Source organism: Ochrobactrum teleogrylli (assembly GCF_006376685.1).
Lineage (GTDB): Bacteria > Pseudomonadota > Alphaproteobacteria > Rhizobiales > Rhizobiaceae > Brucella > Brucella teleogrylli.
Genome location: NZ_VEWL01000013.1, coordinates 32,274 through 54,285, shown reverse-complemented (window position 1 = coordinate 54,285; position 22,012 = coordinate 32,274). Strand labels below are relative to the sequence as shown.

The window sequence follows — 22,012 nt, the reverse complement described above, 5'->3', positions numbered from 1 at the left end:
TTGCTATTTCTTAGAGCACGAAACTGACCATCCTCGATGGTCAGTTTCGCAAAGTTGAGGCCGATCTGGAAAGCTGGCCAGCATTCGCGTAGCGGACTTAAAACTCCCAGTCTTCATCCTCTGTCGCCACGGCCTTGCCGATGACATAGGAAGAGCCCGAACCGGAGAAGAAGTCGTGGTTTTCGTCAGCATTCGGCGAAAGTGCGGACAGGATAGCCGGATTGACCTTACAGGCCTCAGCTGGAAACAACGCTTCATAACCGAGATTCATCAGCGCCTTGTTCGCGTTATAATGCAGGAACTTCTTGACGTCTTCGGTCAAGCCGACGCCATCATAAAGCGCTTCCGTATAGCGAACCTCATTATCGTACAGCTCAAGCAGCAGCTCGAAAGCAAAGTCCTTGATTTCCTGCTTCTGCGCTTCGCCCAGCACTTCAAGCGCATGCTGGAACTTATAGCCGATATAATAGCCATGTACGGCTTCATCGCGGATAATGAGCCGGATAAGGTCTGCCGTATTGGTGAGCTTGGCGCGGCTCGACCAGAACATTGGCAGATAGAAACCCGAATAAAACAGGAAGCTCTCCAGAAACACACTGGCGATCTTTTTCCTGAAAGGATCATCCGCACGATACTGTCCGAGGATCAGTTCAGACTTGCGTTGCAGGAACTCGTTTTCTTCCGACCAACGATAGGCGTCATCGACATCCGGTGTCAGACAAAGCGTGGAGAAGATCGAAGAATAGGAGCGCGCGTGGACCGCTTCCATGAAGGCGATGTTGGAAAGCACCGCCTCCTCATGGGGCGTTGCCGCGTCCTCCATCAGCTCCACTGCGCCGACGGCGTTCTGGATCGTGTCGAGCAGAGTCAGACCCGTGAAGACACGGATCGTCAGCTGCTTTTCCTGCGGCTTCAGCGTTTCCCAGGACTGGATATCATTGGAGAGCGGCACCTTTTCCGGCAGCCAGAAATTACCCGTCAGTCGGTTCCAGACTTCCAGATCCTTGTCGTCTTCGATGCGGTTCCAGTTGATGGCGCGCACGAGACCCGGGGTCTTTCCTTTGCCGGTTTTGAATTGCATGTTCATTGGATTTCCTCTGGTCACATCTGGAACTTACAAAGCGCAGGAAACGCAGCCTTGCACCTGTGTCCCCTCAAGCGCCATCTGGCGCAGCCGGATGTAGTAGATCGTCTTGATGCCTTTCTTCCAGGCATAGATTTGAGCCCGGTTGATGTCGCGGGTCGTGGCCGTGTCGCGGAAGAACAAGGTCAGCGACAGACCCTGATCGACATGCTGGGTCGCAGCCGCATAGGTGTCTATGATCTTTTCCGGCCCGATCTCATAGGCGTCCTGATAGTAATCGAGATTATCATTGGTCATGAATGCAGCCGGATAATAGACGCGACCGATCTTGCCTTCCTTGCGGATCTCGATCTTGGACACAATCGGATGGATCGAAGAGGTGGAGTGATTGATATAGGAGATAGACCCGGTCGGCGGCACGGCCTGTAGGTTTTGGTTGTAGAGGCCACCCTCCATCACCGCCTTTTTCAAATCGCGCCAGTCATCCTGCGTGGGGATCGCGATGCCTGCCTTTTCGAAAATCTCACGTACCTTTTCGGTCGCGGGCTGCCAACACTGATCCGTATATTTGTGGAAATATTCACCTGACGCATATTTGGATTTTTTAAAACCGCTGAACGATTTGCCCGCTTCGACGGCAATGCGGTTGGAAGCACGCAGAGCGTGGTAAGTCACGGTGTAGAAATAGATATTCGTGAAATCCACCCCTTCTTCCGAACCGTAGAAAATCCGCTCACGGGCCAGATAGCCATGCAGGTTCATCTGACCAAGGCCGATGGCGTGACTTTCATCATTACCGCGCGCGACAGACGGCACCGAGCTGATATGGCTCATATCAGAAACCGCCGTCAGCGCCCGAATGGAGGTCTCGATGGTCTTTCCAAAATCCGCGGAATCCATCGCGGCTGCAATGTTGAGCGACCCCAGATTACACGAAATATCCTTGCCGAGATGTGCATAGGAAAGGTCTTCATCAAAGCTGCTGGCTTCGCTCACCTGCAGAATTTCCGAGCAGAGATTGCTCATGGTGATGCGCCCGTCGATCGGATTGGCGCGGTTCACCGTGTCCTCGAACATGATATAGGGATAGCCGGACTCAAACTGGATTTCCGCCAGAACCTGGAAGAATTCGCGCGCGTTGATCTTCCGCTTGCGGATGCGCGCATCATCGACCATTTCACGATATTTTTCCGTGACCGAAATCTCAGTCAGCGGCTGACCATAGACCCGCTCCACGTCATAAGGCGAAAAGAGATACATATCCTCATTGTTGCGGGCGAGTTCAAAGGTGATATCCGGGATCACCACACCGAGCGACAAGGTCTTGATACGGATTTTCTCATCGGCATTCTCGCGCTTGGTGTCGAGGAAGCGCATGATATCGGGATGATGGGCATGCAGATAAACCGCGCCGGCTCCCTGTCGTGCGCCAAGCTGGTTGGCGTAGGAGAATGAATCCTCCAGAAGCTTCATCACGGGAATAATGCCCGAAGACTGGTTCTGGATCTGCTTGATCGGCGCGCCGGATTCGCGAATATTCGTCAGGCTCAAGGCCACGCCGCCACCGCGCTTGGAAAGCTGCAATGCGGAATTGATGGAACGTCCAATGGACTCCATATTGTCCTCCACCCTCAACAGGAAACAGGACACGAGTTCGCCGCGCTGCTTCTTGCCCGCATTGAGGAATGTCGGCGTTGCAGGCTGATAGCGACCGGAAATGATCTCATCGACAAGGTCACGCGCCAGTTGCTCGCTGCCGCGCGCCAATACCAGCGCCACCATGCAGACGCGGTCTTCATAGCGCTCCAGATAGCGCTTCCCGTCGAAGGTTTTCAGCGTGTAGCTGGTGTAATATTTGAAGGCGCCCAGAAATGTCGGGAAACGGAACTTTCTCGCATAGGCCTCATCGAAAAGATCGCGCACGAAATTGAAGGAATACTGGTCGAGCACGGCTTGTTCGTAATAGTTTTCGGCCACCAGATAATCCAGCTTCTCCCGCAGATTATGGAAGAAGACCGTATTCTGGTTGACGTGCTGAAGAAAATATTGCCGCGCAGCTTGCCGGTCACGGTCCAGCTGGATGTTGCCTTCATCGTCATAGAGATTGAGCATTGCGTTCAGCGCATGATAGTCCAGCCCGTCCGTAGATTTGACGGGCTTGGGGCTGTTCGACGCTGCCGCTAGTGGCGCGTCCTCCGCAATCGGCTCTGCACCGCGCTCGCGGATCAGGGTTGTGTCTGCCGTGTCCAAAATCGTTCCATCCCGTTCCTGACATTGCCAATGTCTTCATCGGTTCCCAAAAGCTCGAAGCGATAAAGATAGGGAACCTGACATTTGGCGGAGATTATTTTGCCGGCTATGCCAAAAGCTTCGCCGAAATTGCTGTTGCCCGCGGCGATCACGCCGCGGATCAGCGAGCGATTGCCCGCATTGTTGAGAAACCGGATGACGGGCTTTGGCACCGCCCCCATGTTTCCACCGCCGCCATAGCTTGGCGTCATGAGCACGAATGGCTCGTCTATCTGCAACGGGCTCGTGTCATCCTCACCCCTTTGCAGGATGGGAATGCGCCTCGCGCGCATTCCAAGCCGCTCTACGAAACGGTGCGTGTTCTCGGAGCTACTGGAAAAATAGACAAGGAGACCCATTGCAGAACTCATGCAAAGCCACGGTCACGAAAGGCCGTTGATCATATCCGGGCGAAAACCGGCCCAGTGGGTTTCACCGGCCACGACGACCGGCACCTGCCGGTAACCCAGCCCCGTCACGAGATCGAAAGCCTCCATATCTGCAGAAATGTCGATGACCTGATAATCGATCCCCTGGCGGTCGAGGGCGCGGGTTGTTGCGGTGCACTGGACGCAAGCGGGTTTGCTATAGACGGTAACGTTCATTTCTTCCTCACTGGATTGGGCGCAAGCTGACTGGGACCCGTCCGCCGTATGGGGGACAGATGCGCATAAAAAATCGTTCGCGCACGGGACATGCGCGTGAAGACGGACAAAATGGGGAAAGTCAGCGATGCATGAGCACCACTGGACCGCGCAAAATCACCTCTGGAAAGGTGGTCCTGAACTGAAAGGACAATACAAACTGGACAATGTGTCAGACATGGACTTCACCCCGAAGCTTGTGAGCGGGTATTCGGGGTAGCAATCGGCAAGAAGCACAACTCGCCTCAATGACTGCACACCAACCGGACACCCCGCCCGTGGACGTTCATTGCTCAAGGCAGGTCTCCTGGCTCACGGGTCAGCGCCCTTGTCGGTCTTCCCAGCTTACGCCAGTGACATGATCAACAAGAACTCACCGTTTACAGTTGCGGGGGCAGCTTCGGCTTCGTCTCAACCTTCATGGCGGCGACTCACCGAATTCCCTCTTAGCTTTCGACCCATCGAATCGAAAGAACCTAGAACACTATATATAGTAGTCGAAGTTAAAAATCGGTCAATAGATAGTTGCGGAAAACGCGCGTCGGTTAGGCGAATACGTCAATCGCGACGACGAAACGACGAGGCATCGATGTCGTGCCTTTGCAGCCTTGCATAGAGACTGCGGCGCGGCAGTTGCAGCACTTCAGCAGCAAAGCCAACATCGCCATTGCATCGTTTGAGCGTGGCGCGGATGACCCCTTCCTCGAACCGATCCATCTGTTCGGATAACGGCAATGTGCTCGGTTCATGTTCAGGGTCATGCCGCAAGCCAAGCACCACCTGTTTGGCATAATTGCGCAGCTCGCGCACATTGCCCGGCCAGTCGTCGGAATGGAGCCGTGACTCGATGGCTGCATCGATTGCGGGGCGCGGCTGCCCAAACTGGCTGGCGGCCTCGTCGAGAAAATAGGCAAAAAGGAGACCTATATCCTTGCGGCGTTCACGCAAGGGCGGAATGCGCAACCGCACCGTTTCTAGCCTATAGAAAAGATCAGAGCGAAAACGCCCCGCTGCAACGGCACCGTCCAGATCGCCTTTGGCGGCCGCAATCACCCGCAGATTGACAGCACGAGGCTCTCCGGTCAGCGAAGGCAACTCGCGCTCCTCCACAACCCGCAGCAACTTGCCTTGCAGGTTGACCGACATGCTGTCGATCTCGTCAAGAAAGAGCGTACCCCGATCAGCATCGGCAATCCTGCCGCGCTGAATACGATTGCCAAACAGGACGTCATCTGCAACCGCATCGGGGAGCGCAGCGCAATCAATCGCAACGAAGCCGCGAGCATGGCGCGCACTCCAGCGATGCAACAGTCGGGCGACAAGTTCCTTGCCCGTACCAGTCTCGCCTTCGATCAGTACATCAACATCGACGCTCGCCAATTGGCGAATCGTGTCGCGCAGCCGCACCATGACCGGCGTTTCGCCCAGCAATGGATAATCCTGCTCGGCTTCCGCCGCAGCACGGCGCAGACGCCGGTTTTCCAGCACCAGACGGCGCATTTCCAGCGCACGGCGCACACTGGAAATCAGGTGATCGGCTGCAAAGGGTTTGGCAATAAAATCGAAGGCGCCCTTCTTGAGCGCCGTGACGGCCATGCCGATATCGCCATGGCCTGTCATCAGAATGACCGGCAATTCGGGGTCACGCGCCAGCAGCGCTTCCATAACGGCATGGCCATCGATACGCGGCATCCGAATATCGGTGACGACAACGCCGGGAAAATCGGCGGTCAGATTGGCTAGCGCCGACTGGCCATCGCCGTGGGTTTCAATATCGATCCCGGCAATCTCGAAGGAATCCGCAAGGGCCGTGCGAAACGGCGCATCGTCATCGACCAGCATCACGCGCAAGGGTTCACTTTCCGTCATGCTCACCGTCCTTATGCACCCGCTTCCACGTCGCAGCAAAAGCCGCACCACCCAGTGGTGAAGGAACGACCCGCAACGTTCCCTCCAGTTCCGTCATCAGATCGCGCGCGATACCGAGCCCAAGACCAAGCCCGTCCGGTTTGCCGGTGACAAAGGGGCTGAAAATCTCATCATCCAGTTCCGGATCAATACCCGGACCGTTATCTGCAACGATCAACGACACTTGCTCATCGTCTTGCTCGATGATGATTGCGACATGTGGATCGGGCTGCGCCGTCACCGCATCGAGCGCGTTTTGCAGCAAATTGACGAGCACCTGTTCCGAGCGGATACGGCAGGCGAACACCATCAATTCTGATTGCTCCGGCATATCCAGCGGTACATTGGCATTGCGAAAACGGTCGCCCATCAACACCATCGTGCCATCGACCAGTTCGTTCAGTGGTATCGGACGCGCAACGCTGCCGCGTCGACGGGCAAAGCGGCGCATCTCCTGCGTAATGGAGCCGATGCGCGCCGTTAGATCGACGGAGGTCGTCAGATTTGCGGCAACCTTGTCGAGCTTGCCCTTGGACAGATAGTGCTGCGCATTCTCGGTCAGCGTACGGATGGTCGCGACCGGCTGATTGATTTCATGCACAAGGCCCGCAGTTATCGAGCCAAGCGAGGCCAGCCTGTTTGCTTGCGCCAACTCCTCACGGGCATCACGAAAGCGCTTGTCGGCGCGCTCGCGCTCGATCATCTCGGCACTTAGTTCCGCCGTGCGTTCGGCGACAGCCTTTTCCAGCGCAGCGCGATCAGCAGTTGCACGCGCAGCGCGCGTCATGCGCCAGTAGACGGCAGCGGCAAGCAAAAACACCACCAGCATCGCCGCAACGGTGATTAGTCGCGCCAGATCATGGGCCGCCTGCATGGACGGTGCGGTCGGCTCGATATGGACCAGTTTCAGCGCGGTCCCGGCAATGGGTTCTTCAACGACGACGAACGGATCGCCGGAAGGTCCGCGCATCACCCCTCCAGACTCAAAAGCATAACGGCTCGGCTGGAGATCGGCGGCATGGAACTGCCCGCTTTGGAGAATTTTCGTCCGTTCGGCGGTGGTAATCGGCTGGAAAGACCGCAGCGCTTCCGGCATATCGGTCGACGCCAGAATGATTCCGCGTGGATCAATCACAAAGGTCTGACCCGGATCGTTCGTCCATGTAGTGACCAACCGGTGAAACTCAAATTTCACCACCACCACGCCGACCGGATTGGTCTGATCACCGATGCGCCTGGAAAGGAAAAGACCAAAACGTCCGCTCAGATCGCCGATGGCGTAATATTCGGCGTCACCGGCAGCCATGGCGCCCTGAAAATAGGGGCGATAGCTATAGTTGCGCCCAACAAAGCTTTCCGGCGTGCCTGCATTCGATGAGGCAATAACGACACCGTCACGGGCGATGACATAGATGATAGGCGAGCCGATCTCACGGGCCAGAAAACCGAGATTGGCATTCAAGCGCGCGACGGCGTCCTGCGCCCCGCCTGCCAGCACATCCCGCAGATCGCTATATTCCTTCAACGCGACAGGAAGGAGACGAAACTTGGCCAGCTCACTGTCGATCAGACGTGTTTGCTGACGCGCAACAAGTGTTGCGTTCTGACGCAACCGTTCGGTCGCGCCCTGCTCCGTCCATAGTTTTGCAGCCGTCCAGAAACCCGCCGCCAATATAATAGCAAAAGCAAGAAGCAGGAGTTTCACCGCGTTTCGGGACATCTTCATTTGTGCAGAATTATGCAATATCCAACGTAAAGTCACGCAGATTTTTGCACAAATTATGCGGACTTACGCAGCCGCGGACCGTCTTTTTCAAATAATTTCAAAGAATTAAACTTTTTAACGCCGCTCTATGGCGATTGAAATCCGCGTACCGCATCTTATCGCCACCACGAAAATGGGAGTTTCGTCAGGAGGGGTTCACCTATGCAGCGATATCAATGCCCGCCTAAAGTTAGCCGGACGGGGACTTCAATTTCCTCAACGCCAATGGCGCTTTTGTGGCGGAGCGCGGTTCATAGCTGAACCCTCCTTTCACAATTTCAGACAATCCGGCTTCGGTTTTCAAGCCGTCCGGCACCACAGCCTTTTAAAACCCTCAACACAACAGAACCCGACTGGCAGCGCAACGAAGCTGCGCTTCTGCAACGGGTTGATCCTCAGATATCGAGACATGTGAAGGAACAATAATGGCCTCAATAACATCCGAACGGAGTGATGCGCCGAGCACCAACAGTCGGCTTAAATCGATCATCGGTGGTTCTACCGGCAATTTGGTCGAATGGTTCGACTGGTATGTCTATGCTGCTTTCACGCTCTATTTCGCACCGCATTTCTTCCCCTCCGACAGCCAGACCGCGCAGCTTTTAAGCGCCGCAGCCGTCTTTGCCGTCGGCTTCGTGATGCGTCCGATTGGTGCGTGGATCATGGGCATATATGCTGACCGCAAGGGCCGTAAGGCTGGTCTGGCACTCTCCGTGACACTGATGTGTGCTGGTTCGCTGATCATCGCGCTCACCCCTGGATATGAGACCATTGGAATTGTCGCGCCAGCCCTTCTGGTCCTCGCACGACTGATGCAGGGGCTGTCGGTCGGCGGCGAATATGGTGCGAGCGCCACCTATCTTTCTGAGATGGCGGGGAAAGACCGTCGCGGCTTTTTCTCATCGTTCCAATATGTGACGCTGATCTCCGGCCAGCTCTTGGCCATTCTTCTCCTGATCGTTCTGCAATCGACCATGGAAACCTCGGCGCTGGAAGCCTGGGGGTGGCGTATTCCGTTCTTCATTGGCGCTCTGCTTGCCGTTGTCGTCTTCTGGCTGCGTCGCGGCCTTGCGGAAACCGAAAGCTTCAAGAACGCGAAAGCGAAGGATGCGCCAAAATCGGGCTTCTGGACCCTGATCAAGTACCATCCGAAGGAAACTGCGCTGGTCATGCTTCTGACCGCTGGTGGTACGCTCGCCTTCTATGCCTACTCGATCTATATGCAGAAATTTCTGGTCAACACGTCGGGCTTCAGCCGTGAAGTGGCAAGCCAGATTAATGCCGTGACACTGTTTGTCTTCATGTGCCTGCAGCCGATAGCCGGTGCGCTTTCGGACAAGATCGGTCGCAAGCCCCTGATGATCGCCTTCGGTGCGGCTGGCGTGCTGTTCACCTACCCGATTTTCACCACGCTGGAACAGACCCGCGATGCATGGACTGCCGGGATTCTCGTTATGGCGGCACTGATCATTGTGACCGGTTACACCTCAATCAACGCAGTAGTAAAAGCAGAACTTTTTCCGGCTCATATCCGTGCGCTTGGCGTGGCGCTGCCCTATGCTCTCGCCAATACACTGTTTGGCGGCACGGCGGAGTATGTCGCGCTGAGCTTCAAGAATGGCGGCTGGGAACGTGGCTTTTACTGGTACGTCACCGTCATGATCGGCATTTCCTTGATCGTCTATCTCCGTATGCGGGATACGAGCAAGGACAGCATGATCAAGGAAGACTGATCATATTGCCTCCCAAGCGCAAAGAATGCCGGGCCTTTGGCCCGGCATTCTTTTAGGAAGGCTCTATTTTAAGAACGTAAAGCTCTCTTTCCGATCCATTGGCATTAGCTTACCCAAACGGTCACCGGCGTTCTGAAACGGTGCGTGCGGCATTTTCGACGAGTGGTCCGAAACTGTCGCTGAAGCCTTCCGCCGACCATTCCTGCAGGCTGCCAGCCACATGAATTGCGCCGACCGGATTTCCGCCCGCATCAAGAATGGCCGCGCCAATAGCAACTTCGTTATGCAGAAGCTGGCGACACAAGACAGAATGCCCGCGTTCCCGCGTGGCATTCACCTGCCCCATCACCTCTTCCAGAGTCCGCACCGTATGGGGCGTGAAAGGCGTCAGGTCGGAACGGCTGACGATATCCGCGATTTTTTCGTCGGGCAGTCGTGAAAGAATGGCAACGCCACCCGCCGTGCAATAGGTCGGCACGGCATGGCCGACGAGCGTCGCGCTGAAGATTTCGTGCTTTGATGGCATGCGCACGGCGTAGACAACCCGGACATCGTCGAAAAGCGAAAGATCGACGCGTTCACGCACGCGGCGACGGAGCTCCAACATGATCGGGTTGGCGCGTTGTAGCATCGGATTGAGCCGCAACAGATCATGAGTCATATCGAGGATGCGCAAGCCCGGCAGGTAACCGCGATCTGCGGGATCGCGGGCGATCACATCAAGTTTTTGCAGTGAATGGACGATGCGCTGGGCTGCGCTTCGATCGATCCCAGCTGCAGTCGCTATCTGGCTCAGCGACAGCGGATGCCGTGCCTTCTGAAACGCCATCATGACAGCCACGGTCCGCGCAACAGAGCGCAGGAACAATGGATCTTCATTATAGGCTTCCCCCTCATCGGGGTCAAAAGTGGAGATGCCGCCCAGGTCTCGAAATGTGTTCATGGGAAAAATCTTTAGTCGCCGTTCAAGGATTGACAAGTACCAAAATTGGTCCCTAAGATAAAAATAGATATAGATGTATCGCTGACAGATACACGTTCCTGCCCGAGGGGGCAAATCGATGAAATGGGAGTATGCTCGTGTCAAAACGCGTGGCTGTCGCTGGCTTTTTGCATGAAACAAACACGTTTGCTGCGGCTCCAGCCGATATGGCGGCGTTCGTTCAAGGTGGCGGTTATATTCCGCTGTCGCGCGGTGACGCGATTGTCGATCACGCGCAAGATGTCAATCTGGGCATTGCCGGTGCACTGAAATTTGCCCATGAAGCGGGATGGGAAATTGTGCCGATCCTGTGGGCAGGGGCCATACCGTCTGCACCGGTCACAGAAGATGCTTATGAAACCATCGTCTCGGAAATCGTTGCCGGGCTGAAGGATTGTGGTCCGCTCGACGGGATTTTCATCGACCTGCACGGTGCAATGGTTGCTGCGCATGTCGATGACGGTGAAGGTGAATTGCTTGAGCGGATTCGCGTCGTCCGCCCGGAAGAGCCGATTGCAGTCGCGCTCGACCTGCACGGCAACATTACAAAGCACATGTTCGAACTTTCCGATGTGATGGTCGGTTTCCGCACTTATCCGCATGTCGATATGGCTGAAACCGGTTATCGTTCGGCCAAGGCGTTGCAAGCCCTGATGGATAAATCGGATGTCTGGCCGCATGGCTGGCACAAGACCATGCGTCAGGGCGACTATCTCATTCCGATTGCCTGGCAATGCACGGACGAGCAACCCGCCAAGGCCCTTTATGGCATGACGGTTGACCTGCCGGAAAATGTGCTGACAGCCTCGCTTTTCATGGGGTTTCCCGCCGCTGATTTTGCTGAATGCGGCCCTTCTGTCTTCGCCTATGGCTGGGACCACGCCGCGGTTGAGCGTTGCGCGGACGCCATCGCCAATGCGCTGGCCGCGGCGGAAGGGTCGTTTGCAGGCATTGCCTATCAACCCGAGGAAGGGGTCGAAAAGGCGATTGAACTCTCCCGCGATGCAAAGCGACCCATAGTAATTGCCGATACGCAGGACAATCCCGGTGCCGGAGGCAGTTCCGACACGACAGGAATGCTCCGGGCACTTGTGGCCTGCGGTGCCAATAGGGCATCCATCGGCTGCATGCACGATCCGGAGGCGGCGGCACTCGCCCATCGCGCTGGCGAGGGAGCAGAAATTGAAATTTCGCTGGGCGGCAAATCCGGGATAGCCGGCGACGAGCCGTTCACAGCCCGGTTTCAGGTCGAGAAACTGTCTGACGGGAAAGCCCATGCAACCGGGCCCTATTATGGCGGCACGTGGCTCAACATGGGACCATCAGCATGTCTGCGGCTTGGCGGCACGCGCGTGGTCGTGACGACCAATCTGGCGCAGATGGCCGACCGCGCCCTGTATCGCATGGTGGGTATAGAGCCGGAACAGGAAGCCATTCTTGTCAATAAAAGCTCTGTCCATTTTCGCGCAGATTTCGCGCCGATTGCCGAGAAACTTTTGGTCTGCACGGCTCCCGGAGCCATGCCGCTGAGCCCGGCCCAACTATCATGGAAACATCTTCGCTCGGGCATCCGGCTCGAGCCGCTAGGGAAAGAATTCAATCCATAAATAAAGAAAAAACCTTCAGAGGAACCACATAAATGCTGTTTTTCAAATCCCCCACCTCCGGTCCCATTCTTCGCCGGTTGAAATACGGAATAGCCGCTTCTCTGATCGCACTCGGTGCTGGCAGTTTATCAAGCAACGCATGGGCTGAAACAACCCTGACAGCCGTCATGCATTCGGATCTGCGTATCCTTGATCCAGTTATCACGACGGCGCATATCACACGCGATCATGCCTATATGATCTATGATGTGCTGATCGCCGTGGACGAGAATTTCAAACCGCAGCCACAAATGGCAGACTGGACGATTTCAGACGACCAGAAAGTCTACACTTTTACGCTGCGTGACGGTCTCAAGTTCCACGATGGCGCGCCTGTCACCGCAGCCGACGCCGTGGCATCGCTGGAACGCTGGGCCAAGCGCGACGCGGGCGGACAGCTCATCATGGATGTCACGGAGTCGCTCAAGACCACCGACGACAAGACGCTGGTATGGACGCTGAAGGAACCTTTCGCGCCATTCCTCGATACGCTGTCCAAACAGTCTGCGCTGCCGCCTTTCATCATGCCCGCCCGCATCGCTGCGACCCCCGCCGATACGGCGATTACCGAACATATCGGTTCGGGCCCGTTCAAATTCGTGCCTGCGGAATTCCAGCCAGGCGTCGGCGTCAGCTACGTCAAGAACGAGGATTACATCCCGCGCAAAGAGCCTGCGAGCTGGATGGCCGGGGGCAAGATCGTGAATGTGGACAAGGTGCGCTGGGTCACGATGACCGACGCGCAGACTGCGGTCAACGCGCTGATGAGCGGCGAAGTCGACTATATGGAGCAGGTGCCGGTCGATCTGGTCCCGCTGTTCGAAGGGGACGATTCCGTCATTCTGGAAAAGCGCGATCCGCTCGGCTACCAGACCATGGGGCGTCTGAATTTCAAGCATCCGCCTTTCGACAACGCGGATATCCGGCGCGCTGCCTTTCTAGCAATGTCGCAGGAACCGGTGCTGGCAGCGCTGATGGCGGACCCGAGCTATTACAAGGTTTGTGGCGCGATTTTCGGTTGTGGCACACCGAATGCCACTGATATCGGCGCCGAAAGCCTAACGGCGAAGGGCAATATCGAGGAAGCCAAGGCGCTCCTGAAAAAGGCTGGTTATGACGGCACGCCGGTCGTGATGATGCAGCCGACCGATGTGACCAGCCTGTCGCCCCAGCCGGTTGTCGCCGCGCAGCAATTGCGTGCGGCCGGTTTCACGGTCGATATGCAGCCGATGGACTGGCAGACGCTGGTTGGTCGCCGCGCCTCCAAGGATGAGCCTTCAAAGGGCGGCTGGAACATTTTCTTCACCAACTGGCAGATTCCCGAAATTGCAACGCCGCTCAATTCGGTGATGCTCAATGGTCGTGGCGATCAGGGCTGGTTCGGCTGGCCGAAGGACGACCAGATCGAAGCCCTGAAGAAGGATTATATCGCCGCGCAATCGCCGGAAGACCGCAAGGCCGTGGTAGAGAAGATACAGGCGCATACGCTTGAAAATGTGCTCTATATCCCGCTCGGTGAGTACAACCCGCCACAGGGCCGCCGCGCCAATATCGTCGATATGCTCGGCTCGCCCGTGCCGGTCTTCTGGAATGTGAAAAAGACAGAGGAATAATCCTGCCCCGGCTATCGCGCTGCAAATCTCTCTGGCGCGATAACTCCCTGTCCAACGCGGAACCGGCTCCTCCCTCCGGTTCTGCCTCACACGGGACGTGTATATGGCTGTCTATCTGATAAAACGCATTTTTGCGCTCGTGCCGGTTTTGTTACTGGTATCGATCTTCGTCTTCCTCCTTTTACGTCTTACGCCCGGCGATCCGGCGGCAATCCTCGCAGGCGATGCCGCGACGACCGAGCAACTGGAGCGTATTCGTGAGGCTATGGGCCTCAACGAGCCGATCCTGACGCAATATTTCACCTGGATGGGCAAGATATTGCAGGGCGATCTCGGCGTGTCACTCATTTCCGGCGTGCCTGTGCTGGACATGGTTTCGCAACGCATCGGCCCGACCATTTCGATTGCCGTTCTGACCATCATCATTGCGGTTTTGGTTGCGATACCCATGGGCGTCGTCGCAGCCTGGCGGCATCGTTCCTGGATCGACTATCTGGTCATGAGCTTTTCGGTTCTCGGCTTTTCGGTGCCCGTGTTTCTGGTCGGTTATGTGCTGTTGTTGATTTTCTCGGTCAATCTCGGATGGCTGCCCGTGCAAGGTTTCAAGCCGCTTTCATCCGGTCTTGGTGGTTTCATGGAACGCGCGATCCTCCCGGCGCTGACATTGGCTTCCATCTATATCGCACTCATTGCCCGCATGACCCGTGCGGCGATGCTTGATGTGTTGGGTGAGGACTATATTCGTACCGCGCGTGCCAAGGGTGTGAGCGACCGCCGCCTTCTTTTCGTGCACGCGCTCAAGAACGCTGCCGTGCCGGTCGTGACGATTGTGGGTACGGGCTTTGCCTTGCTGATCTCCGGTGTCGTCGTCACCGAGAGCATCTTCAATATTCCGGGCATCGGTCGCCTGACCGTGGATGCCGTGCTCGCGCGCGACTATCCCGTCATTCAGGCCATGATCCTTTTGACGAGCGCGCTTTATGTGTTCGTCAACTTGCTGATCGACCTTTCCTACACCCTGTTCGACCCAAGGATTCGTTATTGATGCGCTCTGAATCGACATCGGCGGGCATGCACTGGATACTTCGCCTGTTCTCGTTGCCGCGCGTCGCTCGCGTCGGTATCGGGCCACTGGTTGCGGGCGCTCTTCTCGCCGCAATCGTTCTGCTTACCCTCATCTCACCCTGGATCGCACCGCACGATCCTCTTGCTATGAACCCGTTGATGCGTCTGAAACCGCCCTCGGATGAATATCTGCTTGGCACGGACAATTTTGGTCGCGACCTCTTCTCGCGCATGATCCTTGGCGGGCGTATCTCGCTCCTGATCGGGCTTCTCGCAGCGGCGGCATCGATTGCAGCCGGTGTGTTCATCGGTCTCATCGCTGGTTTCTTCCGTACTGCCGATACCATCATCATGCGCATGATGGATGCCCTGATGGCGATGCCTTCGATCCTGATTGCCATCGCACTCGTTGCGCTCAATGGGCCGTCCATCGGTTCGGTGATCGCTGCGATCACCATTCCCGAAATCCCACGCGTGGTGCGTCTGGTCCGTTCGGTTATTCTGAGCGCCAGAGAGGAGCCCTATGTTGAAGCGGCAATGGCCCTCGGGTCCAGCACACCGAAAATTCTCTTCCGGCACCTTCTGCCGAATACGATGGCGCCCTTGATCGTGCAGGGTACCTACATCGTCGCATCGGCGATCCTGACCGAAGCGATCCTTTCTTTCCTCGGTGCCGGTATCAGCACCGAAATCCCGACCTGGGGGAACATCATGGCGGAAGGCCGCCAGTTCTTCCGCATCAAACCGTCGATTGTGCTCTGGCCCGGCTTGTTGCTGACATTGTGCGTGCTGTCGATCAATCTTCTGGGCGATGCCGCGCGCGATAGTCTCGATCCACGTCTCAAGAAGCGGGAGGGCTGATATGGAACTGCGCAATCGTGATTTCTCGCAAGAGCCTGTTGTGCTTGAGGTGGAGAACCTCATCGTTGCCCTGCCGGGTGGCACGCCCGTCCTGCGTGATGTCAGCTTTGATATCCGCAAAGGTGAAACGGTGTGCCTCGTCGGTGAATCCGGATCAGGCAAATCCGTGACCTCCCTGACGGCGATGGGACTGTTGCCCAAGGATGCCCTCAAGGTGAAAGGCGGCGCAATCCGGCTGGATGGCAACGACCTTCTCAAACTGTCGCTTGCCGATATGAAGAAAATGCGGGCCACGCGCATTTCCATGATCTTTCAGGAACCGATGACGGCGCTCAATCCTGTCATGCGGGTTGGCGAACAGATCACCGAGGTCCTCGACATTCACACAGCACTGTCGGCGGAAGCCAAACGCGCCAAAGTCATCAACATCATGGAACAAGTGCACCTGCCGGATGTGGAGCGCATCTATCAGAGCTATCCGCATCAGCTTTCCGGTGGTCAGCGCCAGCGCATCATGATCGCCATGGCGCTCATTCTGGAGCCGATGCTGTTGATTGCCGATGAACCGACCACGGCGCTTGATGTGACGACGCAAAAGCAGATTCTGTCGCTGATTGCGGAATTGCAGGAAAAGCATGGAACCGCCGTGCTGTTCATCACGCATGATATGGGTGTGGTTGCCGAAATCGCGGATCGTGTCTGCGTGATGCGCAGCGGCGAGATTGTGGAGCGTGGCACCATCCGGCAGGTACTGACCCAGCCGCAGCAGCAATATACCAAAGACCTGCTCGGTTCGGTGCCAAGTCTCGTTCCACGTGCGGCGCGCGAACCGCTGGGACATGATCCTGTTATCCGCGTCCGAAATCTTGGCATGACCTATCAGAGCGGCGGCATCTTCAGCAGAAAGCCCGGTGTCAATGCATCGCGCGAAGTGACCTTCGATCTGCAGCCGGGTCGCACGCTCGGTATCGTCGGTGAATCCGGTTCTGGCAAGACGACGGTAGCGAGATCTATCATGCGCCTGATCGAGCCGACCGAAGGTGAAATCGTTGTCGACGGTCGCGATATCGCCCATCTCGGCAAGCGCGATATGAAGCCGTTTCGTAAAAAACTTCAGGTCGTTTTTCAGGACCCGTTCCGCTCGCTCAATCCGCGCTGGACAATCGAGCAGAGCCTGACCGAAGGCCCGGTGAATTATGGTGTCCCTTATGAGGAGGCCGTGGCGGAAGCCAAGCGGCTCCTGAAGATCGTATCGTTGCCGGAAGATGCTTTGAAGCGTTATCCCCACCAGTTCTCGGGCGGGCAGCGCCAGCGCATCGCTATCGCCCGCGCGGTTGCGCTGCGCCCGGATATTCTGGTTGCAGACGAGGCAGTGTCGGCGCTTGATGTGTCGGTGCAGGCGCAGGTTCTCGATCTTCTGGCAGAACTGCAGAAGAACACCGGTATCGCCATCATCTTCATCACGCACGATCTGCGCGTCGCAGCGCAAATTTGTGATGAAGTGCTGGTGATGAAGCGTGGCGAGGTGGTCGAGCAGGGAGAGGCGGCCAACGTTCTGGGAAGCCCGTCACACGACTATACGCGCGCACTGATCGAAGCGGCTCCCGGTCGCTTCTGGGATTTTGCAGCGGGTCAGCCCGTCGCCTAATTGGGGGCCGCAGGGAGCGGCCCCGATTTTCCGAGTGATTTTGAACAGGAATGAAATCATGCCCATCATACCGTTTATTGAGGAGAAAGCCGGCGAGATGCGCGCGGTTTTCGAGGATCTGCATCGTCATCCCGAGATCGGCTTTGAGGAGAAACACGCTGCGGGTGTTGTCGCCGATCTTCTGGAAAAATGGGGCTTCGATGAAGTTCATACCGGCATTGCCAAGACAGGCGTCGTCGGCATCCTGAACGGGCGCAATGCTGGCAATCGTCGGGTCGGCCTGCGCGCGGATATGGATGCGCTGCCCATCGACGAAATTTCCGGCGTTCCCTATAGCTCGCAAAACCCCGGTCGCATGCATGCCTGCGGCCATGACGGACACACGACGATGTTGCTCGGCGCCGCGCAATATCTGGCCGCAACCCGCAATTTCGAAGGCAGCGCCGTTTTCGTTTTCCAGCCCGCCGAAGAGGGGCTCGGCGGTGCGCGCGGGATGATCGCGGAAGGCCTGTTCGAGCGCTTCCCGTGCGATGAAATTTACGGCATGCACAACCAGCCTCTGGGCACGCTTGGCAAAGCCGTCATCCGCAAGGGCGCAGCCATGGCCGGTGCCAGCTTCTTCGACATCAAGCTGACTGGCAAAGGCAGCCATGCCGCCCAGCCGCATAATGCGCGCGATGTACTGGTGATCGGTGCCGATCTGGTCGGTCAGTTGCAGACCATCGTTTCCCGCAACATTCCAGCGACTGAAGCCTGTGTCGTTTCCTGCACGCAGTTCCACACCGGCAGCGCCTATAACATCGTGCCGGAAGTCGCGACGATCACCGGGACAATCCGCTATTTCGAAAAGCGCGTCTGCGATCTTGCTGAAAGCCGCTTGCGCGAGATCTGCGCCGGTGTGGCTGCGGGTTATGGCATCACGGTTGATGTCGATATTCGCAATGTGTTCGATGTGCTGCGCAACGATCATGAACTGGCCGACGCCTATGTCGCGGCTGCACGCGATGTGCTGGGCGAAGAAAATGTGACCGACGATTGCCCGGCTTTCATGGGCAGTGAGGATTTTGCCGATATGCTCGCCCGCGTACCTGGCGCTTACATCAATGTGCTGCATGGCGGCAAGGCAGCCCTTCACAATCCCGCCTTTACGCTCGATCCCGCAACGTTGCCCATCGGGTCGTCCATCTATGCCCGGATCGTGGAAACTCGCCTGCCAGTGAATAAGGAATTAGCCGCATGAGTGCGCATGAACTGCCGTTTGATCTCGACGATATGATTGCGCGCCTGCGCCCATGGATCGAGACGGAAAGCCCGACCTTCGATGCGGCGGCCGTAAACCGCATGGTGGATGCTGCGGCTTATGATTTTGCAGCCGCCGGTGCGAGCATCGAATTCATTCCTGGACGCATGGGCTATGGTGGCTCATTGCGCGCACGCTTTCCGCATGCGGATCAGGGCAAACCGGGCGTTCTGGTGTCAGGCCATCTTGATACTGTGCATCCACTCGGCGTCATCGATGTGAACCCCTATCGCCGCGAAGGCGGCAAGATTTATGGTCCCGGCATTCAGGACATGAAGGGCGGCAATTTCGTCGCTCTGGAAGCGATGCGCCAGATCGTTCGCTCGGGGCTGACGACAAAACTGCCTGTTACGTTCCTGCTGACACCCGATGAAGAAGTCGGCACACCTTCGACGCGCGACCTGATCGAACAGGAGGCGCTCAAGAACAAATATGTGCTGGTGCCCGAACCGGCGCGGCGCGATGGCGGCGCTGTGGTGGGGCGCTATGCAATTGCCCGCTATAATCTCGAGACGGTCGGACGCCCCAGCCATGCCGGCTGGCTTTTGGCGGAAGGCCGTTCCGCCATCCGCCGCATGGCGGAAAAGATCATCGATATCGAAGCGCTCACTACGGATGACTGCACCTTCTCCGTCGGGGTTATTCAGGCGGGGCAATGGGTCAATTGCGTTTCCTCAAACTGCAAGGCCGAAGCGCTTAGCATGGCCAAGACCCAGAAAGATCTCGAAGACGGTGTTGCGCGGATCATGGCGCTTGCCGGTGTGAAAGACGATGTCGAGTTTATCGTGACGCGCGGTGTGACACGCCCGGTTTGGGAAAATGCGCAGCCGCAGGATATGAAGCTTTTCAACTTCGCCAATGATATCGCCCAGAAGATCGGCTTTACCATGACGGCACAGAGTTCTGGCGGCGGCTCGGATGGTAATTTCACCGGCGCGCTTGGCATCCCAACGCTCGATTCCATCGGCGTGCGGGGCGAAGGGCTGCATACATTGGACGAGCATATCTTTGAGGACAGTCTGATCGAACGCGCACGCCTTCATGCGGGCCTTTTCCTCGAGCTTGAATAAAGTGTGGCAGGTGCGGCGATGTTCAATGCAAAGTCGGATGAGATGAAATTTGATGCCCATCAGATCACGGGCCTGAAAGAGAACGTCACCATCACGGTCGATCAATGGGGTGTTGCTCATATTCGAGCCAACAACCTTCATGATCTTTTCTTTGCACAGGGTTGGAACGCCGCACGAGACCGCCTCTGGCAGATCGATGTGGCGCGCAAGCGCGGCCTCGGCCTTCTGGCGCGCGACTTCGGCCCCGGTTACCTTGAACAGGACAAGGCTGCACGGCTGCTGCTCTATCGCGGCGATATGGCTTCCGAATGGAACGCCTACGGACCGGATTCGGAAGAAATCTGCACCGCTTTTGTATGTGGCATCAATGCCTATGTCGATGCCTGCGATGCGGGGGTGATAGCGCTTCCTCCTGAATTTCTGCTACTGGGCAATCGACCGGATCGCTGGAAGCCAGAGGATGTCGTGCGTGTGCGGACTCACTCGCTCACGCGCAATGCATCGTCCGAACTTCTGCGGTCGAAAGTGATGGCAGCAGCCGGGATCGAACTTGGCGCGAAGCTCGATCAGTTACGGAAAGAATTGTCGCACGGTGTCTTCCCGCAACCGGTTGACGGGTTCGATCCGGTGATCATGACGGATCGGGTTCTGCGCGATTTCAATCTCGCCGTCAGCCCGGCGACCTTCTCCATGGACCGGCTTGCAGCCACGCTTGAGGAGGCCAGCCTCTGGACCACGATTACCCCGTCTGGTGAAATCGTCAGGGCTGCTTTCGAAGAAGGGTCGAACAACTGGGCGATATCAGCGGAGAAAACCAGCACAGGTCGTCCAATTCTGGCTCTCGACCCGCATCGCACACATGTTTTACCGTCGATCCGCTATGTCGTGCACCTGTCCATGCCGGGGCTGGACGTGATCGGTGCTGGTGAGCCGATGGTGCCCGGCATATCGATGGGCCACAACGGCACCGCCGCTTTCGGGCTGACCATTTTCGGTGCGGACCAGGAAGATATTTATGTCTATCGAACAAAGGAAAGCGACCCCGATCTTTATGCCTATGGCGAGGACTGGGAAGCCGTCAAGACGATAGAAGAACCGATTTCCGTCAAGGGATATCCAGATCAAACGGTTGCGCTGAAATTCACCCGCCACGGCCCTCTTCTCTATCAGGATGCTGAAAGCAATCGTGCCTTTGCATTGCGCACCGTCTGGATGGACCCGGGTATGGCGCCCTATATGGCCAGTCTTTCGGTCATGCGTGCAACCAGTTATGCGGACTATGCGGATGCACTGGCGGGCTGGGGGTGTCCATCCGTCAATCATATCTATGCCGATACGAGCAACACGATCGCGTGGAAGCCCTCCGGAGCGACGCCCGTTCGCAAAAATTGGGACGGGCTTCTCCCTGTGCCGGGCGATGGGCGTTATGAATGGGACGGATATTTACCGCCGCAAGCCGGTCCTCTAGAGGTGAACGCCGCTCGCGGTTTCGTGGCGACGGCTAATGCGATGAATGTGCCCGACGATTGGTCGCGTTCGAATCCGGCCATCGGCTATGAGTGGCTCGACAGCAGCAGGCATAATACGCTTCATATCGAACTATCCCGAATGGATCCAATTTCGATAGCCGATTGCGCGCGCCTGCAATGCTCAACTTTTTCACCGATTGCCGCGCGCGTGTGCGCCTGTTTATCAGCCATGCCAGCGGTGACTGCATCACGGGTCTGGCCGCTGCTTCGAGACTGGGATGGCGATCTCGCAGCCGGATCTGCGAGCGCTGCGTTTTTTGAGGTTTGGTTCAGCAAGCATCTCGGTCCGCTTGCCGCTCGATCGGAGGGCGCGACGCCGCAGATTATCCCGTTGCTCATGCCATTTGATGCACCGAGCATCGTGACCTGGCTGGAAGGCGCACGGGCCGATGAGCAGGTGGTTGAGCGCATCATCCAAAGCCTCAATGACGGCTGGGCAGAGTGCGAAACCCTGATGGGTACTGATCCTGATTGCTGGTCATGGGGACAAATCCACAAGCTGTATTTGCAGCACCCGCTGCAAGCGCTTACCGAAGAAAACTGGTCTCTGCCACCCATCGGTCTCGGCGGAAGCAGTTCGACACTCAACTATGCCAATTATCGTCTTGAGGATTTTTCTGTTCTGGCCGGGCCGTCTGTCCGCATGGTGATCGATGTTGGGGCTTGGGATAACAGCCTGTTTGTCAATAATCCCGGACAGTCGGGCATTCCAGAAACATCACATTATCAGGACCTTCTTGAGAATTGGCACGAGGGAATTCATTGTCCGCTCGTCTATTCGCCAAAGGCGATACAAGCCGCAGCCAAGCACACGATCATGCTAAAAGCATAGTTGCGGGATATTCAGATAAATTGCGGAAGATATCAGGCCGTCA

Annotated in this window: 16 protein-coding genes and 1 riboswitch; of the genes, 9 read left to right on the top strand and 7 right to left on the bottom strand. The window is 56.8% G+C overall.

Going from position 1 to position 22,012, the window contains the following annotated elements; translation table 11 throughout:
* Positions 1–97: 97 nt before the first annotated feature.
* The 6 genes from nrdF to FIC94_RS18060 form a co-directional block, all read right to left on the bottom strand.
* Positions 98–1,087, bottom strand: a complete 990-nt coding sequence (gene nrdF, locus FIC94_RS18085) for a class 1b ribonucleoside-diphosphate reductase subunit beta (RefSeq protein WP_371830935.1) — start codon at positions 1,085–1,087, stop codon at positions 98–100.
* 27 nt (positions 1,088–1,114) lie between these two features.
* Positions 1,115–3,334 carry a class 1b ribonucleoside-diphosphate reductase subunit alpha gene (gene nrdE / locus FIC94_RS18080; protein WP_140025901.1) on the bottom strand — a complete coding sequence of 740 codons (2,220 nt, stop codon included), beginning with the start codon at positions 3,332–3,334 and terminating at the stop codon, positions 1,115–1,117.
* Positions 3,310–3,732, bottom strand: coding sequence for a class Ib ribonucleoside-diphosphate reductase assembly flavoprotein NrdI (nrdI, locus tag FIC94_RS18075; RefSeq protein WP_140025948.1), 423 nt, complete (start codon positions 3,730–3,732; stop codon positions 3,310–3,312). Before nrdI ends, nrdE begins: the two co-directional genes overlap by 25 nt.
* A gap of 24 nt (positions 3,733–3,756) precedes the next feature.
* Positions 3,757–3,978, bottom strand: coding sequence for a glutaredoxin-like protein NrdH (nrdH, locus tag FIC94_RS18070; protein WP_109366291.1), 222 nt, complete (start codon positions 3,976–3,978; stop codon positions 3,757–3,759).
* Positions 3,979–4,297: 319 nt separating this feature from the next.
* Positions 4,298–4,512: riboswitch (cobalamin riboswitch) on the bottom strand.
* Between the two features lie 63 nt (positions 4,513–4,575).
* Positions 4,576–5,886 (bottom strand): sigma-54-dependent transcriptional regulator, encoded by a 1,311-nt coding sequence (locus tag FIC94_RS18065; RefSeq protein WP_140025900.1) that lies wholly within the window; start codon positions 5,884–5,886, stop codon positions 4,576–4,578.
* Positions 5,873–7,651: a sensor histidine kinase gene (locus FIC94_RS18060; RefSeq protein WP_140025899.1), complete on the bottom strand. Its 1,779-nt coding sequence runs from the start codon at positions 7,649–7,651 to the stop codon at positions 5,873–5,875. Before FIC94_RS18060 ends, FIC94_RS18065 begins: the two co-directional genes overlap by 14 nt.
* A gap of 464 nt (positions 7,652–8,115) precedes the next feature.
* Between FIC94_RS18060 and FIC94_RS18055 the strand changes: the two genes are divergently transcribed.
* Positions 8,116–9,423: an MFS transporter gene (locus FIC94_RS18055; protein WP_109366294.1), complete on the top strand. Its 1,308-nt coding sequence runs from the start codon at positions 8,116–8,118 to the stop codon at positions 9,421–9,423.
* Positions 9,424–9,544: 121 nt separating this feature from the next.
* Here the strand turns inward: FIC94_RS18055 and FIC94_RS18050 are convergent, their stop codons facing one another.
* Positions 9,545–10,366, bottom strand: a complete 822-nt coding sequence (locus tag FIC94_RS18050; protein ID WP_140025898.1) for an IclR family transcriptional regulator — start codon at positions 10,364–10,366, stop codon at positions 9,545–9,547.
* 131 nt (positions 10,367–10,497) lie between these two features.
* On the opposite strand from FIC94_RS18050, the gene FIC94_RS18045 reads away from it, so the two are divergent.
* The 8 genes from FIC94_RS18045 (at position 10,498) to FIC94_RS18010 (ending at position 21,969) form a co-directional block, all read left to right on the top strand.
* Complete coding sequence (locus tag FIC94_RS18045; protein WP_140025897.1) at positions 10,498–12,012, top strand: M81 family metallopeptidase; 1,515 nt, start codon at positions 10,498–10,500, stop codon at positions 12,010–12,012.
* A 32-nt stretch (positions 12,013–12,044) separates the two neighbouring features.
* Complete coding sequence (locus tag FIC94_RS18040; protein ID WP_140025896.1) at positions 12,045–13,664, top strand: ABC transporter substrate-binding protein; 1,620 nt, start codon at positions 12,045–12,047, stop codon at positions 13,662–13,664.
* 103 nt (positions 13,665–13,767) lie between these two features.
* Entirely contained in the window at positions 13,768–14,709 is a 942-nt protein-coding gene (locus FIC94_RS18035) for an ABC transporter permease (protein ID WP_140025895.1), read from the top strand.
* Complete coding sequence (locus FIC94_RS18030) at positions 14,709–15,590, top strand: ABC transporter permease (protein ID WP_140025894.1); 882 nt, start codon at positions 14,709–14,711, stop codon at positions 15,588–15,590. The genes FIC94_RS18035 and FIC94_RS18030 overlap by 1 nt, the downstream gene beginning before the upstream one ends.
* A 1-nt stretch (position 15,591) precedes the next feature.
* Positions 15,592–17,238, top strand: a complete 1,647-nt coding sequence (locus FIC94_RS18025; RefSeq protein WP_140025893.1) for an ABC transporter ATP-binding protein — start codon at positions 15,592–15,594, stop codon at positions 17,236–17,238.
* A gap of 58 nt (positions 17,239–17,296) precedes the next feature.
* Positions 17,297–18,478 carry a M20 aminoacylase family protein gene (locus FIC94_RS18020; RefSeq protein ID WP_140025892.1) on the top strand — a complete coding sequence of 394 codons (1,182 nt, stop codon included), beginning with the start codon at positions 17,297–17,299 and terminating at the stop codon, positions 18,476–18,478.
* Positions 18,475–19,608 (top strand): M20/M25/M40 family metallo-hydrolase, encoded by a 1,134-nt coding sequence (locus FIC94_RS18015; protein WP_140025891.1) that lies wholly within the window; start codon positions 18,475–18,477, stop codon positions 19,606–19,608. The genes FIC94_RS18020 and FIC94_RS18015 overlap by 4 nt, the downstream gene beginning before the upstream one ends.
* Before the next feature lie 42 nt (positions 19,609–19,650).
* Complete coding sequence (locus FIC94_RS18010; protein WP_140025890.1) at positions 19,651–21,969, top strand: penicillin acylase family protein; 2,319 nt, start codon at positions 19,651–19,653, stop codon at positions 21,967–21,969.
* Positions 21,970–22,012 lie beyond the last annotated feature (43 nt).

Excerpts from the sequence above, each read along its gene's own strand:
- nrdF (WP_371830935.1), bottom strand. The coding sequence starts at position 1,087 with ATGAACATGCAATTCAAAACCGGCAAAGGAAAGACCCCGGGTCTCGTG.
- nrdI (WP_140025948.1), bottom strand. The coding sequence starts at position 3,732 with ATGGGTCTCCTTGTCTATTTTTCCAGTAGCTCCGAGAACACGCACCGT.
- nrdH (WP_109366291.1), bottom strand. The coding sequence starts at position 3,978 with ATGAACGTTACCGTCTATAGCAAACCCGCTTGCGTCCAGTGCACCGCA.
- FIC94_RS18065 (WP_140025900.1), bottom strand. The coding sequence starts at position 5,886 with ATGACGGAAAGTGAACCCTTGCGCGTGATGCTGGTCGATGACGATGCG.
- FIC94_RS18060 (WP_140025899.1), bottom strand. The coding sequence starts at position 7,651 with ATGAAGATGTCCCGAAACGCGGTGAAACTCCTGCTTCTTGCTTTTGCT.
- FIC94_RS18055 (WP_109366294.1), top strand. The coding sequence starts at position 8,116 with ATGGCCTCAATAACATCCGAACGGAGTGATGCGCCGAGCACCAACAGT.
- FIC94_RS18050 (WP_140025898.1), bottom strand. The coding sequence starts at position 10,366 with ATGAACACATTTCGAGACCTGGGCGGCATCTCCACTTTTGACCCCGAT.
- FIC94_RS18045 (WP_140025897.1), top strand. The coding sequence starts at position 10,498 with ATGCTCGTGTCAAAACGCGTGGCTGTCGCTGGCTTTTTGCATGAAACA.
- FIC94_RS18040 (WP_140025896.1), top strand. The coding sequence starts at position 12,045 with ATGCTGTTTTTCAAATCCCCCACCTCCGGTCCCATTCTTCGCCGGTTG.
- FIC94_RS18035 (WP_140025895.1), top strand. The coding sequence starts at position 13,768 with ATGGCTGTCTATCTGATAAAACGCATTTTTGCGCTCGTGCCGGTTTTG.
- FIC94_RS18030 (WP_140025894.1), top strand. The coding sequence starts at position 14,709 with ATGCGCTCTGAATCGACATCGGCGGGCATGCACTGGATACTTCGCCTG.
- FIC94_RS18025 (WP_140025893.1), top strand. The coding sequence starts at position 15,592 with ATGGAACTGCGCAATCGTGATTTCTCGCAAGAGCCTGTTGTGCTTGAG.
- FIC94_RS18020 (WP_140025892.1), top strand. The coding sequence starts at position 17,297 with ATGCCCATCATACCGTTTATTGAGGAGAAAGCCGGCGAGATGCGCGCG.
- FIC94_RS18015 (WP_140025891.1), top strand. The coding sequence starts at position 18,475 with ATGAGTGCGCATGAACTGCCGTTTGATCTCGACGATATGATTGCGCGC.
- FIC94_RS18010 (WP_140025890.1), top strand. The coding sequence starts at position 19,651 with ATGAAATTTGATGCCCATCAGATCACGGGCCTGAAAGAGAACGTCACC.